The organism is Clostridium sp. Marseille-P2415, from assembly GCF_900155545.1.
Lineage (GTDB): Bacteria > Bacillota > Clostridia > Lachnospirales > Lachnospiraceae > Lacrimispora.
Map to the genome: position 1 here is coordinate 1,455,071 of NZ_LT732526.1, position 18,715 is coordinate 1,473,785.

Annotated in this window: 17 protein-coding genes and 1 pseudogene; 3 read left to right on the forward strand and 15 right to left on the reverse strand. The window is 45.9% G+C overall.

Annotation, left to right across the window (positions count from 1 at the left end; translation table 11 throughout):
- Positions 1–17: 17 nt before the first annotated feature.
- Positions 18–1,691, forward strand: coding sequence for a S8 family peptidase (locus tag BQ9856_RS11620; protein ID WP_200801294.1), 1,674 nt, complete (start codon positions 18–20; stop codon positions 1,689–1,691).
- 67 nt (positions 1,692–1,758) lie between these two features.
- Here BQ9856_RS11620 and BQ9856_RS11625 read toward each other — a convergent pair whose 3' ends face one another.
- The 4 genes from BQ9856_RS11625 to BQ9856_RS11640 all read right to left on the reverse strand — a co-directional run bounded on the left by BQ9856_RS11625 (position 1,759) and on the right by BQ9856_RS11640 (position 4,847).
- Positions 1,759–2,103 (reverse strand): cupin domain-containing protein, encoded by a 345-nt coding sequence (locus tag BQ9856_RS11625; protein WP_077611181.1) that lies wholly within the window; start codon positions 2,101–2,103, stop codon positions 1,759–1,761.
- A 70-nt stretch (positions 2,104–2,173) separates the two neighbouring features.
- Positions 2,174–2,515: an arsenate reductase family protein gene (locus BQ9856_RS11630; protein WP_077611182.1), complete on the reverse strand. Its 342-nt coding sequence runs from the start codon at positions 2,513–2,515 to the stop codon at positions 2,174–2,176.
- A complete protein-coding gene (locus tag BQ9856_RS11635) occupies positions 2,512–3,510 on the reverse strand; it encodes a hypothetical protein (RefSeq protein ID WP_077611183.1) in 999 nt (332 codons plus the stop codon). The genes BQ9856_RS11630 and BQ9856_RS11635 overlap by 4 nt, the downstream gene beginning before the upstream one ends.
- 218 nt (positions 3,511–3,728) lie before the next feature.
- Complete coding sequence (locus BQ9856_RS11640) at positions 3,729–4,847, reverse strand: 5-methyltetrahydropteroyltriglutamate--homocysteine S-methyltransferase (RefSeq protein WP_077611184.1); 1,119 nt, start codon at positions 4,845–4,847, stop codon at positions 3,729–3,731.
- Positions 4,848–5,009: 162 nt separating this feature from the next.
- On the opposite strand from BQ9856_RS11640, the gene BQ9856_RS11645 reads away from it, so the two are divergent.
- On the forward strand, positions 5,010–5,957 hold the full coding sequence (locus tag BQ9856_RS11645) for a LysR family transcriptional regulator (RefSeq protein WP_077611185.1): 948 nt from the start codon (positions 5,010–5,012) through the stop codon (positions 5,955–5,957).
- 32 nt (positions 5,958–5,989) lie between these two features.
- Positions 5,990–6,247: an oxidoreductase gene (locus BQ9856_RS24850; protein ID WP_268875615.1), complete on the forward strand. Its 258-nt coding sequence runs from the start codon at positions 5,990–5,992 to the stop codon at positions 6,245–6,247.
- Positions 6,248–6,312: 65 nt separating this feature from the next.
- On the opposite strand, the gene BQ9856_RS11655 is transcribed toward BQ9856_RS24850, so the two are convergent.
- From BQ9856_RS11655 to purE, 11 genes and pseudogenes are all read right to left on the reverse strand, one after another.
- Positions 6,313–8,190 carry a DUF4914 family protein gene (locus BQ9856_RS11655; RefSeq protein WP_077611187.1) on the reverse strand — a complete coding sequence of 626 codons (1,878 nt, stop codon included), beginning with the start codon at positions 8,188–8,190 and terminating at the stop codon, positions 6,313–6,315.
- 328 nt (positions 8,191–8,518) lie between these two features.
- The gene (locus BQ9856_RS11660) at positions 8,519–8,884 is read right to left on the reverse strand and encodes a DUF2294 domain-containing protein (RefSeq protein WP_077611188.1); all 366 of its coding nucleotides are present in this window, start codon (positions 8,882–8,884) and stop codon (positions 8,519–8,521) included.
- Between the two features lie 198 nt (positions 8,885–9,082).
- A pseudogene (locus BQ9856_RS11665) lies at positions 9,083–9,358 on the reverse strand (glycosyl hydrolase); the annotation flags it as partial.
- The gene (locus tag BQ9856_RS11670) at positions 9,358–10,719 is read right to left on the reverse strand and encodes an MFS transporter (RefSeq protein ID WP_077611189.1); all 1,362 of its coding nucleotides are present in this window, start codon (positions 10,717–10,719) and stop codon (positions 9,358–9,360) included. The pseudogene BQ9856_RS11665 and the gene BQ9856_RS11670, both read right to left, overlap by 1 nt.
- A 44-nt stretch (positions 10,720–10,763) precedes the next feature.
- Positions 10,764–12,251, reverse strand: coding sequence for a sulfatase-like hydrolase/transferase (locus BQ9856_RS11675; RefSeq protein ID WP_077611190.1), 1,488 nt, complete (start codon positions 12,249–12,251; stop codon positions 10,764–10,766).
- On the reverse strand, positions 12,248–13,762 hold the full coding sequence (locus BQ9856_RS11680; protein WP_077611191.1) for a sulfatase: 1,515 nt from the start codon (positions 13,760–13,762) through the stop codon (positions 12,248–12,250). The genes BQ9856_RS11675 and BQ9856_RS11680 overlap by 4 nt, the downstream gene beginning before the upstream one ends.
- Positions 13,763–13,849: 87 nt before the next feature.
- Positions 13,850–14,881, reverse strand: a complete 1,032-nt coding sequence (locus BQ9856_RS11685) for a LacI family DNA-binding transcriptional regulator (RefSeq protein WP_077611192.1) — start codon at positions 14,879–14,881, stop codon at positions 13,850–13,852.
- Positions 14,882–15,200: 319 nt separating this feature from the next.
- On the reverse strand, positions 15,201–16,475 hold the full coding sequence (purD, locus tag BQ9856_RS11690) for a phosphoribosylamine--glycine ligase (protein WP_077611193.1): 1,275 nt from the start codon (positions 16,473–16,475) through the stop codon (positions 15,201–15,203).
- Positions 16,472–17,074, reverse strand: coding sequence for a phosphoribosylglycinamide formyltransferase (purN, locus tag BQ9856_RS11695; RefSeq protein ID WP_077611194.1), 603 nt, complete (start codon positions 17,072–17,074; stop codon positions 16,472–16,474). The genes purD and purN overlap by 4 nt, the downstream gene beginning before the upstream one ends.
- The gene (gene purM, locus BQ9856_RS11700; protein ID WP_077611195.1) at positions 17,068–18,093 is read right to left on the reverse strand and encodes a phosphoribosylformylglycinamidine cyclo-ligase; all 1,026 of its coding nucleotides are present in this window, start codon (positions 18,091–18,093) and stop codon (positions 17,068–17,070) included. Before purM ends, purN begins: the two co-directional genes overlap by 7 nt.
- A 26-nt stretch (positions 18,094–18,119) precedes the next feature.
- Positions 18,120–18,638 (reverse strand): 5-(carboxyamino)imidazole ribonucleotide mutase, encoded by a 519-nt coding sequence (gene purE, locus BQ9856_RS11705; protein WP_077611196.1) that lies wholly within the window; start codon positions 18,636–18,638, stop codon positions 18,120–18,122.
- Between the last annotated feature and the right edge of the window lie 77 nt (positions 18,639–18,715).

The window sequence follows — 18,715 nt, forward strand, 5'->3', positions numbered from 1 at the left end:
AACAGGGGGAGTTGATTTTGCAAAAAATACTGGATAATAATTATTATGATCTGATTATCAACAACACCTTAGCTCCGACCTATGATACTGGTGATAATATAACTTATATGAACAGAGTGCATTCTTTGCTTCATATTCCTGTCGGAAATGCAAATCCCTGCGACTTGGGCCGGCATTCCTATAGCAGCTTTCCAACACTTTATACCCTTACTTCTACCATTGCCCTCGAAAAATCCGGTGTTGCAACGGTCCAGCGAAATCCGGCTTTAGCTTTGTTCGGGCTTGGAGTTCTGGTCGCTGTCATTGATACCGGTATTGATTACCGGCATCCGGCATTCCTATTTAATGACGGAACCTCCCGTATCCTTACCATGTGGGATCAAACCGAGCAAAGCGGTACCATTCCCGAAGCCTTCACCTATGGCTCAGAATACAGCAGAGAACAAATCAATACCGCATTAAGCTCAGATGACCCTTTGTCCGTTGTTCCCACGACGGATTTAAATGGGCATGGAACCGCTATGGCCAGCATATTGGCAGGTACTCCGAATGAAGACGGATCGTTCAGCGGTGTAGTACCTCAGGCCGACCTGGTGATCATAAAATTGAAAGAAGCAAAACAGAACTTAAAAAACATTTTTTTTGTTCCGGAAAATGCTCTCTGCTATCAGGAATCCGACATCATACTTGGTGTCCGCTATGCGGTTACGGCAGCAGAACGCTTCAGCCGCCCTGTTGTCATATGCATCTCTCTGGGAAGCAGTCAGGGAGGCCATGACGGCAAAGACGCAATCAGCGGCTACTTAGACCACCTTTCCCTGCTGCCTGGAAACGCGGTTTCAGTTTCTGCCGGAAATGAAGGGAATGACCAAAGGCACTATTTTAATGCTACTACCGCAGCCCCGTACTATCATGATGTTGAATTAAGAGTAGGGAATAATGACACTATGTTTTCCATGGAAATCTGGTCCTATACTCCGGCAAGGCTTTCCATAGATGTCTCTTCCCCGAACCGTGAATCCACCCGGCCGGTCTTTCCCTCCCTTAATCAATGCAGAAGGTTCAGCTTTATATTTACCCAGACGATTATTTACGTTAACAACATCATTTTTGAGGAAGAATCCGGAGATCAGCTTATTCTGCTGCGCTTTCAAAATCTCCTCCCGGGAATCTGGTATCTTCGTGTTCAAAACCCTGAAAATGAACCATTCTCATTTCATTCCTGGCTGCCTTCCGGAGATTTGATATCAAATGATACATTTTTCCTGAATTCCAATCCGGATACTACCATAACTTCTCCCGGAAATGCAAGGCATCCGCTGACCGTCACCGCCTATAACCAGCTGAATGACAGCATCCTGACGGAATCCAGCAGAGGTTATACAAGAATCGGCGAGATCAAACCTGATATCGCTGCTCCAGGTTATCAGATTCCCTGTGCAGTGCCCGGAAACCAATACGGTACCGCAACCGGTACCGGGGCCGCAGCCGCTCAGTCAGCCGGTATTGTTGCAATGGTCTTTGAGTGGGCAATTGTCAGGGGAAATTATCCAAGAATAACCGGAAATAATGTCAACCGCCTCCTGATCGGCGGTGCAATCCGGAGCCCGTCCGATACATATCCGAATAACATATGGGGATACGGTCAGGTTGATGTAAACAGACTGTTTGAGCGTTTTACCAGCCAATGATTCCCCGCTGTAACTAAAAAACCTTCAAGCCAGGTAATTTACTTACCAACAGCTTGAAGGTTATGTTTTATAAAAAGTCTTCTCTCATCGGTGTAAAGATGTCTACCAGAATTCCTTTTTCAAGGCAGACACAGCCATGCATGATGCCATCCTGCTTTAAAAGAGTATCCCCCGCTTCCACAACTTTCTTTTCATCTCCTATGGTGAATTCAAACTTTCCGCTTGCCACATAAGTGATCTGGGTATGAGGGTGGTTATGCAGTTTCCCAATGGCACCCTTTTCAAACCGGTTTTCCACGCACATCATGCCATCGCAATATGCCAGGATCTTTCTGACAACGCCTTCTGCTGCCTGCTCTCCTTCAATATCCTTATTGAATACCCACTTCTGATCTTTTTCCGGTTTTCTCATCTCTCCGTCTCCTTGTTTAGTTGATTTTTACTTAATTCTAAGTAATTTTTTCGTCAATGTCATTCTCCGGTTAATTCCAGCTTTTCCATACCTCCGGCTGAAATCCCACCGTAGCCTGTTTCCCGTTTCTGACAATAGGGGTTTTTAATACCTTCTGGTTTTCCAGGACCTTATCATCTTTCTCCTCGTCTGCAATGTACCTGATAAGCGCCAAAGCGTCCTGGTCCCGGCAGTTTTCATCCAGCATGGCATGAAGCCCGCCCACTGCCTGCTTTACCCCATTGTACTCGCCTTTGCTCATGCCCTTTTCTTTCATATCTATGAATTGATATTTTACGCCGCGCTCTTTAAAATAGCGCTCTGCCTTTTTAGTATCAAAACATTTTCTGGTCCCAAAAATCTGTATATTCATGAACCACCCCATGCGCCGTCATTTCCCACATAAAACCCGTCCGGCGTTGTCGCATTGGCATACATGGCGCCGCTTTCGCCGCAGTAATACCACTTTGAATTCCAATTAACCCAGCCGGTCACCATATACCCCGTCTCATTAAAATAATACCAGTTGCTATTGATATACTGCCAGTTGTTTACGGTGTAACTTCTGTCCGCATTGCAATACCACCAGCCAATGTCATCCTGTAACCACGCTCCGGTGCTGCTGCCTGCTCCCGGACCGGAGGAACTTGAAGAGCTGCCGGAGCGGATCTCCTCCGCCTCGGACGAAGTTACATACCAGGAATCGGACTCTTCCCAGCTGCCTTTGTTTGAGGAACTGTAGACGCCGCGAACCTTGAATGTATAATAACCGCTTTGCGTTATATAACCGGCAAAACTATAGCTGGTGTCTGTGGTTGTGAGTACAGAGGTTACAGAACTGTCCCCGCGGTAAAGCCTTACCTCATATTTATTAGCATCCTCACAATCATCCCAGCTGGCCTCGCCATTGGATTCATCCCACTCCAGACCATCCACATCAAGTTCATAATCACCATCCTCATCTTCCAGTGCATCCAGGGTGATAGAAACAAGTAATTCCGAGCTGCTGCTGCGGCTTACAGAGGTAACCGTTCCATCCGAACCGCTGATGCTCACACTGCTTTTGGCAAAGCCGCTGGCAAAATAATAATCGTCTTCGGCTTCTACGGTAACCTTTAGCTTTGGTTTATCCTCTTCATCCCACTCATCGCTTGGCGTGTTCGTTACTGTTACATCCTCTATCCGATACTTACTGGAACTGGTTGTTACCGATACATCACTATCGCTGCTTCCTGCCTCGATTTCAGATGTTATCTTAAGGGAAACACTGCTGATTTTAGTCTCTGTCGCCGCCATCGAGGTAAGTGGAAGCGCTGTAACCAAAATTGTTGTGCCAAATATGGCAATGATTTTACCGCAATTAAACATATACAATCCCTCCTGTCTTCGTTTCTATGAAGCTTAACAATCCTGCCTTTCGGCAATCCGTTTTCCTCCTATCTATGTATTAACATATCTAACTGAAAACAATCTTAAATTTAAAACCGGACGGCAAAATATTCCATACCTCTTATATATTAAAATACCGCGGAGAAAAATGCAACACAATCCACTTTCTCCGCGGCATATTTTTTTCTATACAGTTGTTACCAGACTTCTTCTGAAATCTCCTTCACAAGCTTAAGCTTCGCCCACTGCTCCTCTTCCGTTAATATATTGCCTTCTTCGGTAGAAGCAAAACCGCACTGAGGGCTGATGGAAAGGCGTTCCAAGGGAATGTACCGGGAAGCCTTGCGGATTCTTGTTATGATGCGTTCCTTGTCCTCCAGCTTTGGCGTTTTCGTGGTCACAAGCCCCAGCACCACCTGTTTGTCACCATTTACGAACCGAAGCGGATCGAAATCTCCGGAACGCTCATCATCAAATTCCAGATAATATGCCGATACATTTTCCTCTCCAAACAGATGAGGCGCTATGGGGGCATATCCGCCGGAAGAAGCCCAGGTAGAATGATAATTCCCCCTGCACACATGTGTATTAATGACTAAGTCCTCCGGATGTCCCTCCATGGCGAGATTATTAACCCTTACGTACTTTTGGGCTTCTTCTGCCGCGGATTTCTTCTCTTTTTGCCTGGCCTCCCAATATTTGGTATCACAGAACATTCCCCAGGTACAGTCATCAAACTGTACGTTCCTGCAGCCTGCCGCGTAAAGATCCGCAAGGACCGTCCGGTAAGCAGCCGCGATATCCTGGATCAGGCTTTCTTCCTCTTCATAATATGATCTCGTCCGTTCCAGGTTATCCCCCCGCTCCAATTCTGCTAAAAGCTGGGCCGGTGCCGGTATGGTCTGCCTTGCAGTCACCGTTTCGTCTTCAAACAGCTTTACAAATTTAAAATGCTCTATAAAAGGGTGGTTTTCTCCTGAAATTTTTCCGCATAATCCGGCTGATTCGCCCCTTGTAACCTCATCATGAAACGTATATCCCTGGGAAACTTCCAGCTTTTCCACCCCTTTAAGCCCCCACATAAAATCCAGGTGCCACCAGCTTCTGCGGAACTCACCGTCCGTAATAACAGGAAGGCCGGCCTCCTTTTGCTTTGCGATCAGCTCCGTAATTGCCTGATCCTCAATCTTTCTCAGCTCTTCATCGGTAACAGTGCCGTTCTTCCAGCCTTCCCGTGCTTTCTTCAAATAATCCGGACGCAGGAAGCTTCCTACTATATCAAATTTAAACGGCGCTCTTTTTTTTGTCTGGCTCATAGATCCATCTCCTTTTTATTCTACATTTGTTTATTCTCTTAAATTCTAGCGGAATAAAAACAAAATGTAAAATTCTATAAATTTATGGCACAATATAGTTTGAAACTATATCAATCTATGTTAAAATACCAAAAAAGGTGATAGATACGGAAGGAGAACACAATGACCCTGCAGCAGCTTCGCTATATCATTACCATCGTCAACTGCGGTTCCATATCAGAGGCAGCAAAACAGCTTTATATCACCCAGCCCAGTCTGTCCAATGCAGTCAAAGAGCTGGAACATGAATATGGAATTTCCATTTTTAACAGAACCCCCAAAGGCATCTCTCTTTCTCTGGACGGAACGGAATTCCTCTCTTATGCCAGACAGGTGCTGGAACAAACGGACCTGATGGAGCAGCATTATCTAAACAAAAAGCCCCTCAAAAGAATCTGCTCCATATCCACCCAGCACTATGCCTTTGCTGTCAATGCCTTTGTCAATCTGGTGTCCAGGCAGGAAAATGAGGAATACGAATTTACGCTCCGGGAGACCAGGACCCATGAGATCATCGAGGATGTGAAGAATTTCCGAAGCGAGCTTGGTATTCTCTACTTGAACGATTTCAACCGGAAGGTACTGGAAAAGCTTTTTAAGGAGAGCGGCCTCATCTTTCATCCGCTGTTTGAAGCCTCTCCCCATGTGTTCATAAGCTCTGCCCATCCGTTATCGCGCCAGGATTCCGTTACCCTTGACGATCTTCAACCGTTTCCCTTCCTGGCCTTTGAGCAGGGAGAGAAGAACTCCTTTTATTATTCTGAAGAAATATTAAGCACTGTGCCCAGAAAGAAAATCATCTATGTCAGCGACCGGGCCACTCTTTTCAATCTGCTGATCGGTTTAAACGGTTATACCATCTGCAGCGGCATTTTAAACAGCAACTTAAACGGCGATAATATCATTGCTGTTCCGCTTCGCACCTCGGAACATATGAAGATCGGCTGGATTGCCAATCCGAAAGTCCATTTAAGCATATTTGCGGAAAATTACCTGGAAGAATTAAAAAATCTGATCCAGAAGGATGGCTTAGCTGTATATCCTGTGGAACCGTCTTCCACCGATGTTTAATTTTCAGTGACCGCATTTACGCAGCCGGGGAGATAAAGAAGCGGGTTTCCGTTCCGGTCTATGCTGTCGGAGGAATCACGACTGTTAATATGGCCGGGGAGATATTGCAGAAAACCGGAGCAGATATGGTTGATATTGGCCGTGGTACGCTGGTAAATCCCAATTGGGCCAATGATGCAAAAGCCGGGAAAGACGTAGGAACCTGCTTTCATTGCAAAACCTGCATGTGGCGAGTGGACCCCGGGAAATGTCCGGGCAGAAGCAAACGAAACGCCAGAAAGGAACAGTAAGAATATTCAAAGAGGATCCGCGCACAGCATCCTGTGAGCGGGTCCTCTTTGATATAGAACCAATATTAATATCTCATTGGTATAATGTCTAAATATTCCTTAACCGTCGCACCTTCAAGGAACATTTGAATGATCTGTCTTCCTAACGGATTCAAATCTTCCGTGTTATACTTGATGAGCTCCTGTCTGAAAAAGTCTGTTAGTATCTTAGCTCCGGCATCATATCCTTCCAGCCCTACCTCCTGCTGGGTCTCCGGTCTTAAAAAGGCTCTTCTTATATACTGGCCGTCAATTTTCAATGAATCAAGGCCAAATCCCAAAAGCGGGCAGCGTGCTTCCACCAGATGCTCCGGTTTAAACTTGGCACTGCCGCGGCGCGCAATGTACTCTCTGGCAACCCACTGCGGCATAAAGCTTACTTCATAGGCACCAATGTGCTGATTGGGTATCAAAACATACCGGGTATTGGTCGATTTTACAATCTGGTCAAGCAGCAGATTGGCCTGAGTTACCATTTTTCCGGTTGCGAACGGCCAGTAAGAACCAACTCCTTCGCTGGTCATTTCCAGAGAATCAATAATACTTGGATTGTTGAATCCTCTTGGAGCCACCAGACGCCACAGCCATGCCAGCGCCGGAGGCAGAATGTGGAGAATGCCCAGAATTCCGTATGACGGGTTTTCCTTCGTACATGCCGGGGTCCGCACGCCAAAGCTCCTCACATCCACTTCCACCGGGGTATCAATGGCCTTGGGAACCAGCCTTCTTGGCAAAATTACACGTGGATTGGGGCAGGGTTTCCCATTCTGATCCAATGTGTGTTCCCAAACCAGACAGGTCGCCCCCGGAACTGCCTGCATATTTAAGAAAATAAGGGGTTCTTCCGGCTGGATCAATATTTTCTCATATTGAGGAGAGGAACCATAGCACTTAATATTATCCAACCGCAAAAACCATGCGGATTCCGCATCCTTAACAACCAGCTTTTTGCTGTCATTTTGCATGTTCGGATGGCATAATGCCATATCATCCGTCACCGGAATCAGATCGCAGGTTTCGTTTAATACCAGATAATTTTTTTCACCTGTAACTGTATTTTTGCCCAATATGGCTCTGCCATCCATTTCCTTATGAATGTCTTCGATCATCTCACTTTTTCCGCCTCCGGAAGCGCCTTCGTGCATGATGACGATCTCATTATCATAAGGAGTGATCACTTTTACTGTTGATGCGTGTGCGGTTACCCAGCCTTCCTCTTCTCCTATATTGAGTAGAACTCCATAAATGCCCTTTTTTGCACTTGGGCCTGGATATAAATTATAGGAATAAACCTCGTGAATATCATCGAGGCGGTTATGAACAACGATCTGTTTCCCATTAAAATGGGTATGACGGAATGGGGGGGCCAGAAAAACAATAGCTCTTGGCTTAAAATCGGAAGAAATCTCATCGATATTTAAAAATCCCTGTAAATCTGCAAGGCCCGCTGCGAAAAATCCTGCATTTGACGGAGCGATCAGGACGGAATCATATCCATACTCAAGCCCGCCTGATTTAAATGGGAAAAAAATAAGCTCCTGTTTCTTCAGCCAATCAAAGGTTCCCATTCTCAAAGTTTCAAAATCAGCTTGATAAACCTCCTCGTATCTGGGCTTATCCGTTGGTTTCCGGTCCGCAATTAACAGGCAGTCAGGATCTCGCCTTCTCATATAGTCATCCGTATAATTAACAACGACTCCGTTTTTACATTTCGTAGCGGTTGCTTCTAATATCGTACCTTTGCCCTCAACATCATATTCAATATCAAACACAGGGTTCTCCGAATTCCCCATTGCAAGCGCCAGCAGATCTTCTCTTGTCTTAGGTATGACAACACCCTTTGATTGAACTAATATTTCCTGTACATACTCCGGTAAACTCATATTGTGTAAACATTCCAGCATATTTTCCTCCGTTCCTGTGCATACCCGATGCACATCTTTCGTCTGCACCGAAAAAATGCCGGTGCAAACCTTGTAAGTCCAAGTTTTCCTCGACTTACTGATTCCCAATTTTATTAAGTATTACATAGTTTTTATTATAATATTCCAAACAGAAACCGTTTCATAATCGGACGAACCATACCTTCTATTGCACTTGTCAGGTTACTGCGGTTTTTTATTCATTGATCAGCCTCCTCCATGTAATATATTTTAAAAGCCGATATCCATAAAATGGATATCGGCTTACTTACAACTTAGAATCAATTCTATTTTGCAATGTCTTCCGGCACTATTTAACTGTATAAAGCTCTTCTAAATTTTTATCGACAGTTATGATAATGACCTTTTCGCCTGTCTTGGTACTGATATCAGAGTGGGTACTGACAATGTCTGCATCCAGGATATTCGTTAACAGCTTCTCCAGATAGCCTCTTCCGCCTTCAAACAGGGAAGTTCTGACTTTCTTTAATAATTCGATACCCTGTACATTCTCCGTTAATTTTTTCTCGGAAGGGCTTAAGAATCCTAATAATCTGACAACAATCATGTCATTTAAAATATAAGTACGGATTGTCTTGGGACCCCTCCCCATGTATTCAACTTCGAATTTGCTGATTATTTCACTGATCTTGGCTTCTAACTGACCCTTTGTCATATTTGCACCACCTGTCGTAGAGATACAATATCATGAAAATCAAATCATGTCAACGACTTTTTCATAAACCTTTTTCATAAACCAGCTGATAATCTGTCTTTATGACCGGCCTGATTCATGGACTATCCGTTCAACAATTTCCAAACTCAGAGTCCCAAACATCGCCAGGCTCCGAAGGGGCATATCCTGAAGCATGGCCATAGCCTTACCCATCTCATATAATGCAGCGCTATCCCAGCTGCTGGCCGATGTCACGGCCGGCGGAAAACACGTTGCCTTCACACTCTGGTTCAATCCCAGGTGATCCGCATCACCTGCCTGCTTACGTAGTCCATGAGGACCGTCGGTCACCATAATGGATGGAATCCCTAAGCGTTCAACTCCCTTTAACTGCCAGAAATTCTTTCCTGAGCATAATGATGCTTTTTCTTCCAGAGTCATTTGTGAAATTATATTTTTTACTTTTTCTATCATCATACGCTCTCCTTCTTGCTGCCTGCATCTAATTCCGATCGGATCTGTGCATACTTTTCATTGGTAATCTCATAAAATGCCATGGAAATCAAAGAAGCCATATAACCGATTACCGGCATTCCGAATCTTAAAAAAACAATCATGTCCAGAACCTGCGGAGTCTGCTCCTGGTTCGCCACAAAACCCACTAATCCAAGGAAAAAGCTGGCAATAAACCCGCCGATCGCCATACCGAATTTATTGATAAATGTTAAGGATGAAGACATCAGGCCATCCGAACGCTGCCCAAATTTCCACTCACCGAAATCAGAACATTCCGGAAGCATCGCCCAGCCCAGGTTGCTGGGGATACGGGAAAGGAATCCAAAAACTGCCATCATGCTCATGAGTATCGTAACCGATGCCGTAGGCCGTAGCCACATAACAACCAGAGGGAAAATGGAAAACAGGCTTCCCAGCCAGTATAGACGCTTTTTTCCTACTATTTTAGAAATTGCCGGCAGCACAGGAAGAAGGATAATCCCCGCAAACAAAATCGCAGAAGCGACTTTGGGTACCAAATCCACACGGTTCAGCACATATTTAAAATAATACATATTGACTGCACTGTAAGTCGCATTCGCCAGTACGTCCGTACCAAAAGCAATCATAAGCATCAGCATCGGTTTATTCCTGATCAAAAGCTTTAAATCCTTTGCCATATTCATCCGGACTTTTTCCTTTTGCATATCGCAAACGTCATATTTTTTTCCGCCCCATGCACAAATCCAGAATGCAAAGGTCGTCATGATGCCAATGAATGCTCCATAAATCGCCCAGCCCTGTTTACCGCCTCCAAATGCCTCAACGAAAGGCAGCGCCATAATGGTAATGATGAACTGAGCTACCGTCCCCATCCCCTGTTTCCATGATACGATTACCGTCCGCTGATATGGATCCTGAGACATTACCGGAGTCAGGGAATGGTAAGGAATATTGACTACCGTAGATGCCAATGAATATGTAATATATACAACATACACATATACAATCTTCATATTTGGCGACAGCTCCGGTGCCGTAAACAGCATAAAGATAAGGAATCCAAGGATTGGTGCCCCGCCTATAATCCAAGGCCTGTATTTTCCCATCTTTGAACGGGTATGGTCGCCCATCATTCCCATGATCGGATCTGTAAATGCATCGATAAATCTTGAGATCAGCATCAGACCGGAAACTACCATTGTGTCTATACCAAAAATATCCGTATAAAAAAATGTCAGATAAGACATCACCAGAAAAAATGCCAAATTTGAACCCAGGCCCCCAAATGAATATTTAAAAACATCTAGAAATTTTGCTCTTGCATATTTAGTCTCCATACGATTCCTTCTCCTTTACAAGGTGCAGTAAACCCCCAAACTGTTTAATGCATAAATTTTTTCGTGAAATCCCGGTCCATCCGGGCATCCTTTTTAAATGGGACAACATCACAGGTATCCTGATAGAATTCCAGCAGTTTCTCCTTCATCTCTGCAACCGCGCCCTGGTATTCTTCGCAGCCGATCTGATTCCGGACTTCCTCCGGGTCCTTCCTCAAATCATAGAATTCGTCCCCCTCATAGAGCCTTCTGATGTATTTATAATCCTTTGTCCGGCACATGACGGCTTTTCCATTGTACATCTCATCCGATGCCTGCAGGGACTGCCTCGGATAATACAACCCATTGGGGTCAGGCACCGTCTGGCCTCCCGTCTCCTTGCAGTGATCCTCTCCCTTGCGGAAGCCGCCCTCACAGAATACGTTCTGCCGCAGTGTCTCCTGCTTCTGCCCCATATAGGCAGCCAGAGATTTCCCAAAGTGGGTGTGTTCCGCAGGAAGCCCTGCCAGCTCCTCTGCCGTTGCGTAGAAATCAATCAACTCTGTCAGCTCTTTACTGACTCCATGGCGTCTCTGCAGTTCCTTTGGCAGTTTTACAATAAACGGAACATTAGTCAGACAGTCCTCAAAGCAATTCTGTACCTTTTCCACCAGGTTGTAATCCCCTGTATAATCCCCATGGTCACTGAAAAAGAAAACAGCCGTGTCGTCATAAATCCCCTTTTCCTTCAGTGCCCGGACAATCTGGCCTGTGAGATCGTCCACCTTGCTGCACATGCCCAGATAAACCGCGCGCAATTCATCATACTCCGCCTCATTCCAGTCTTTCAAATTCTGCAGCCTGGACAGTTCTTTCTGCATCCGGGATTTCCCTTTGAATCCATCCGGCGGCAAGATCCGTTTTTTCAGCTTTTTCCGGTCGATTCTGCTGAAATATGGCTCGCTGACCTGATAGGCCGGGTGGGGTAACATTAGGGGAAGGAATATGCAAAACGGCCTTTCCTCCTCATAGCTCCGGATAAACTCCGCTGCGCCATCTGTCCAGATCTGGTCTATGTCTTTATGCTCCGGCAGTTTTCCGCGGTAAAAGGAATAAAAGTTTTTCTCTCCCGGTTCTCCCCTCCATTCTTCCCGTGGAAGCACATCCGGCTGTCTGTCATCATTCAGTGTAAAATAAGTATCGCAGTAGGATTTGTAATACTCCGGTTCCTGTGCCGGAAGCAAATCATTTCTCTGATTCATCCACACGTGATAATTATGGTCCTTCAACCTTTTCAGCAAGACCGGTTCATGCCCATGCATCATGTGATTCATGGTGCGGTGGCCGGCAACATGGGGATACCAGCCGCTCATAAAGCTGCACCGCGACGGCGTACACACCGGATTCTGACAGAATGCATGTGCAAAGGACACCCCTTCCTTTGCAAGCTCATCCAGATTGGGCGTGACCGCCGCCGGATTACCAAGATGGAACATAGCGTCTGCCCGCATTTGATCCGGATTGATAATTACAATGTTAGGACGTTTTTTCATTTACACCTCTCTTCCTGCAAACCCAATCTCAAATAAAGTTCCGGCGGAGCATCGTTCTTTTCCATATACTCCCGGATATAGCCCTTCATCCTGCTGCGCACGGATTCATCCTGAATGGAATGGGTCTCAGCCGGATCTTCTTTTAAGTCAAACAGCAGGGAGCCAAATGAAGTTGTGTCACCCATCCTTTCTTTTCCCTGAATTTTCATCACCCTGCAGCCTTTGGTAAATGAAAACGGTCCTGCCAGTTCCATCCCCTCAAATTCAGCCGGCCGAAACATATTTCTCATATGAGTAGGCATCAGGGTATATTCGTAAACAGGCAGATCGGGATTTTCTGCTGCGTGCATATACACATACCTTCCATCAGTGACATTCACCTGGCTTCCATGATAACCAAATACCGCATACTTTCGGATTGGTTCATCGGAATCCATCACACTGTCCAGCGGTTTCCCCTCCATATCCTTTGGTATATCCACTCCGAAGTACTCTAAAAGTGTCGGTGCCAGGTCAATGGTCTGTACGATAGCATTTCTCTTGATTCCGGCACACTCTTTTCTCCTCGGATCATAAATATACAAAGGTGTATGAGCGATTTCTTCATAAACCGGCATGCTGGTTTTCCCCCACCAACCGTGCTCCCCCAATAAAAAGCCGTGATCCGTGTTGACAATCAGCATCGTATCCTCCCACAAATGAAACCGGTCCATCAGGTCCAGGACCTTTCCCAGATACCGGTCGCATTTTGAAAGCAGCGCAGCATATTCATACCTTACATGCCAGACGGTATTTTCATCTTCTGCCACCGGAGCATACGGAGGCCAATCCGCTTCTGCAGCCGCATCGCCGAGAAAAGTATGAGGATACAATGCCTTATCCTCTTTCATCGAATAAAATGGTTCATGCGGGTCAAAGGTCTCAATCTGAAGAAACCAGTTATCCTCTCCATGGTTCTTTTCAATGAACTCCAGACCATGCCGGAACGTAACCGCCTGTGATGTTTTCTCCTCTTTATCCATATATCTGCGGTTCATGCCATCATGAGCCATCATCCTTCTGTACGGCGCATAAGCGAGCATCACCTCTTTATTTTTAAAAACGGTTTGTTTATCGTATTCATAAGACAAATCCGCTTTCCATAAATCCCCCTCCTGGCCCCTGGAAATCTCCCAGGATGAGTAGCGGTTATGATAGGTACACCCCCCGTCTTCCCAATAATGCTGATGGTCGCTGACCAAATGTGTGTAGATGCCTTCTTTTTTCAGGATTTCCGGCATTGAGTCGTCAAACGGTTCCATCGGTCCCCAGCTCCTGTGGAAAAGATTGATCCTTCCCGTGTGCAGCTCTCTCCGCGCCGGCATACAGGGCATACTTCCCACATAACAATTTTCAAACTGCACACTGGCTTCTGCCAATCTCTTGAAATTCGGCGTCACCGTCCAGTCACAGCCGTATGATTCCAGCATATCCCGCCTTAACGAATCATACATTACCATAATTGCTTTCATGATATTCCTCCTGCCTTTTTTCTATATCTTCTCTTTTTTGAAAACGCTTTCAGAAAACGTTTTCAAAAAAGAGAAATCAAAAGGTTGCTACAACAGCCGCCTTATTGATTCTCTGTTTATATACTTAGTCTCATACTCTCTGGATATTTCACCGGAAGACCGGTTCTCAATCGCATCCAGCAAAAGCTGTGCCGCCCCGCTTCCCATATCCTTTGCAGGCACGTAAAATGCCGATATCTGCGGAAACAACTGCCGTCCATCGCCGTTCTTGTGTTCTGCCGACAGGATGGATACCGTCTCCGGCACGGATACTCTGAGCTCCCCGCATACGCTTAACAGCACCCGGGTCGTCTCGGTGCCGGGCGAACATACCGCCGTGTATCCTGCTCCTAAGACATATTTCCTGATATCAACGGTAAGTATCTGTCTGATTTCCGTCATATCGGGAAGGATTGCAGCCACCAAATCCATATCCGGCATCTTCTCCTCAGCCCGTTTCACAATGGGATTTAAATAATTCTGATGGGAATAGTACAAATACAGAAGTATTTTCCGATGCCCGTTCTGATACAGTATTTCAAGCATCTGATACATATAGCTTTCATATTGTGCATAAACATTGATTCCGTTTTTATGAAACCGTTTGCCTATATATACAACCGGATATTCTTCATCCAGTATCTGCCTGAAAGCCTCTTCCTCTATGGACTTGCCGGTCAGTCCGCTGAGAAGCAAACCGTCGATCCTCCTCTGCCGGATGTATTCAAGGAAACGCGGCATACCTTTCACCCTGTTTAAATACTCCTCCGATTCGCTGATCAATACCATACTGTAGTTCTGTCTTGTGAGGATTTTCTCAATTCCTTTCAGCAATTCCAGATTGTACGAGGATTCAAAAACCGACCCGGAATAATATGGAAAATAAACGCCTATAATATTGGACCGCTGCTTTACCAGGCCCCTTCCGAACTGATTCGGTTCATATTGATAGAATTCCATTGCTTCCTTTACGGCCTGAATCTTCTTCTCACTTACATTGGCACTTTGATTCAGAATCCTTGACACGGTGGAGATGGAAACCCCTGCCCTTTTGGCCACATCGTAAATGGATACTGTCATGTCTCTCCTTTCTTGAAAGCGTTTTCAACTTTATTTTATGATAACAGAAGCTTTTTTCATTCACAATATCTTATTTTTACAAAAACCAAGAGCACAATTCGTCATTTTTCACAAATATTTAAAAATGCTCCAAAAGTGATTCTGCCGAAACACGGCACCTTGAGTATACCGCTTTATCTATCATACTATTTCGTTCCATATCATGGTTTCTCACTGCCACCTCAAAATGCAAAAGACAGGCAATCAGCTTTACTCTGATTGCCTGTCTTTTGTTTTCACACCGCCAACTGCTATGCTTCCATCCCCTGCCAATCACTGCTTAGACCTCATCAATTGCTTTGCCAATATCATGTCTCATATATTTATTCTCAAAAGAAACCCATTCTGCCGCTTGATAAGCATTCGCCCTTGCCTCCTTTAAATCACTTCCGGTTGCGGTTACACCCAGCACCCTTCCGCCATTCGTCACGATATTTCCATCACTATCGAGTTTACTCCCCGCATGGAATACGAAATATCCATCATTATCCTCAAAAGCCTCAAGCCCGGTAATCGGATAGCCCTTTTCATAATGCTCCGGATACCCATCAGAAGCCAGAACCACACAAACTGCCGCATTATCATCAAACTGCAGGTCTATCTGATCCAGGGTACCGTCGATGCAGGCTAAAAAAACCTCTACAATGTCATTCTTCATACGGGGAAGTACCACCTGGGTCTCCGGATCTCCAAATCTGGCGTTATACTCCAGCACTCTCGGCCCTTTTTCCGTCAGCATCAGACCGAAGAAAATAATTCCCTTAAATTCCCGTCCCTCTGCCTTCATGGCATCCACAGTCGCCTGATAAATATAATTCCTGCAGAATTCATCCACTTCTTCTGTATAGAAGGGGCTCGGAGAAAAGGTTCCCATACCGCCTGTATTCAACCCCTGATCCCCATCCTTAGCCCGCTTATGATCCTGGGCGGAAGTCATGATCTTGATGGTTGTTCCATCCACAAAAGAAAGAACCGATACTTCACGGCCGGTCATAAACTCTTCTATAACGATCCGGTCTCCGGCAGAGCCAAACTGCCTGTCTAACATGAGGGTTTTTACCCCTTCTATGGCTTCTTCCCGCGTGCTGCAGATCAGCACCCCTTTTCCCAGAGCCAGACCGTCAGCCTTTAAAACAATGGGCATTTCTGCTGTTTCCAGGTAGTTTAAAGCCGCCTCCGGGGAATCAAAGGTTTCGTATGCAGCCGTAGGAATTCCATACTTCTTCATCAAATCCTTGGAAAATGATTTGGAGCCTTCCAGTAAAGCAGCATTCTTATTGGGACCGAATACCTTAAGTCCTGCTGCCTCAAACGCATCCACAGCCCCCGCGACCAGGGGATCATCCGGCCCCACAATGGTCAGATCAATTTCCTTTTCTCTGGCAAAAGCCACCTGTTTGTCAAAGTCCATAACGCCGATGTCCACGCATTCTGCAATCTCCGCAATTCCCGCGTTTCCGGGGGCACAGTACAATTTGCCGACCTTAGGGCTCTGGGCCGCCTTCCATGCAATTGCATGTTCACGCCCACCGCCGCCTATGATTAAAACCTTCATTCCGATTCCTCCTGTCCGTTTGCGATCATCTGAATGGCCTGGGGAAGGATCAGCCACTCCGCCTCTTCCATGACACGCTGCTGCAGCTTCTGGGGCGTATCCCCCTCATGGACATCAACTGCCTTCTGTAAAATAATGGGACCTGTATCCGTCCCCTCATCCACATAGTGGACGGTAGCTCCCGTAATTTTCACTCCACGGGCCAAAGCGGCCTCATGGACCTTCAGCCCATAATACCCGGCTCCGCAAAAAGAAGGGATCAGGGATGGATGAACATTAATAATCCGGTTCCGGTACTTCTGTATCATGGCTGCCGGAATCGTAACCAGGAATCCGGCAAGAACAATCAGATCCAGCTGATACTCGTCTATTTTTTCAAGAAGCGCTTCATAAAACTGCTCTCTCCCATCAAAATCCCCGGGAGAAATGCAGAATGCGTCAATCCCATGATTTCTGGCCCTCTCCAGGGCATAAGCATTCCTATTATTGCTGATGACCACGTCTATCTCAGCACCCGTGACCGTTCCGCTGTCTATGGCATCTAAAATCGACTGAAGGTTGGTTCCCCCTCCGGAAACCAATACGCCGACCCTCAGCATAAGGTCACACCCTTCTCACCTGATCTGGTGCATCCGATCACATATGGAGTCTCTCCAACCTTGCGGACCGCCTCCATAGCCTTGTCCACATCTGCCGGGGCAACTGCCAGCACCATTCCAATTCCCATATTATAGGTGTTATACATCATCTCTTCTTCAATATCACCTTTTTCAGCCAGCAGCTTAAAAATGGCAGGCATCTCATAGCTGTTCTTCTCAATAACAGCCTGAATTCCATCGGCCAGCATGCGGGGAATGTTTTCATAAAAGCCACCGCCTGTAATATGGCTGCAGGCTTTGATCACCACACCGCTCTCCTTTACACTTTTCAACGCCTTTACGTAAATCTTCGTAGGAACGATAAGTGCCTCGCCAAGGGTTTTTCCCAATTCATCATAATAGGTATTAAGGCCTTCTTCTGTCATATCAAACACCTTGCGGACCAGGGAGAAGCCATTGCTGTGAACACCGGAAGAAGCCATTCCGATCAGTACGTCTCCAGCCTTTAAGCCGGCTCCTGTAATGAGATTCTTCTCATCTACCACGCCAACCGCAAAGCCGGCTAAATCGTATTCATCTTCCGGATAAAAGCCCGGCATTTCCGCTGTCTCGCCGCCGATCAAAGCTGCTCCGGCCTGCTTGCAGCCTTCTGCAACGCCGCTTACGATCTCTGCGATCTTTTCCGGGAAATTCTTGCCGCAGGCGATATAATCCAGGAAAAATAAAGGCTCACCGCCTGCACAGGCAATATCATTGACACACATGGCCACGCAGTCGATCCCAACAGTATCATGCTTGTCCAGCAGAAATGCAAGCTTCAGCTTTGTACCTACCCCGTCGGTTCCGGATACCAGGGTCGGCTTCTCCATTTCTTTAAAGGCAGACATGGAAAATGCACCTGAGAATCCTCCTATTCCGCCAAGAACCTCCGGTCTCATGGTTTCCTTAACATGCTTTTTCATTAATTCAACCGATCTGTAACCGGCTTCAATGTCCACTCCGGCATTCTTATAATCCATTTCTTTCTCCTCCGCTCCTGCTTTCCCTACTTTTTCATCTGGGATAAATATTCCTCATAACCAATCTGATCCAGCTTCTCCGCTTTTTTCACAACATCATTTTTTAAATTTTCGGAATATTCCTTCAGTTTTTCTAAAAGCTCTGCGTCACTGGCTGCCAAAATCTTAGCGGCCAGGATTCCTGCATTGGTTCCCCCATTAATGGCAACCGTGGCTACCGGAATACCGGAAGGCATCTGTACAATGGAATAAAGAGAATCCACTCCGCCAAGGTCCGAAGTCTTCATGGGGATCCCGATGACCGGCATTGGGAATAAAGCTGCGCACATTCCGGGAAGGTGAGCTGCTTTGCCCGCACCTGCGATGATAACCTTTATGCCTCTCGCCTCCGCTGTTTTGGCATATTCGAAAAATATGTCCGGCTCCCTGTGGGCAGAGATCACTGTAATCTCAAACGCTACCCCAAGTTTCTCCAATACATCTGCAGCCTGAGCCATAACAGGCATATCCGAATCACTTCCCATAACAATTGACACTTTTGCCATAGTAAATTCTCCTTTTCATTTTGTATGATATGGTAATTCATTATTAGCGGTAATACTTTTAATAAGCACAATTAATA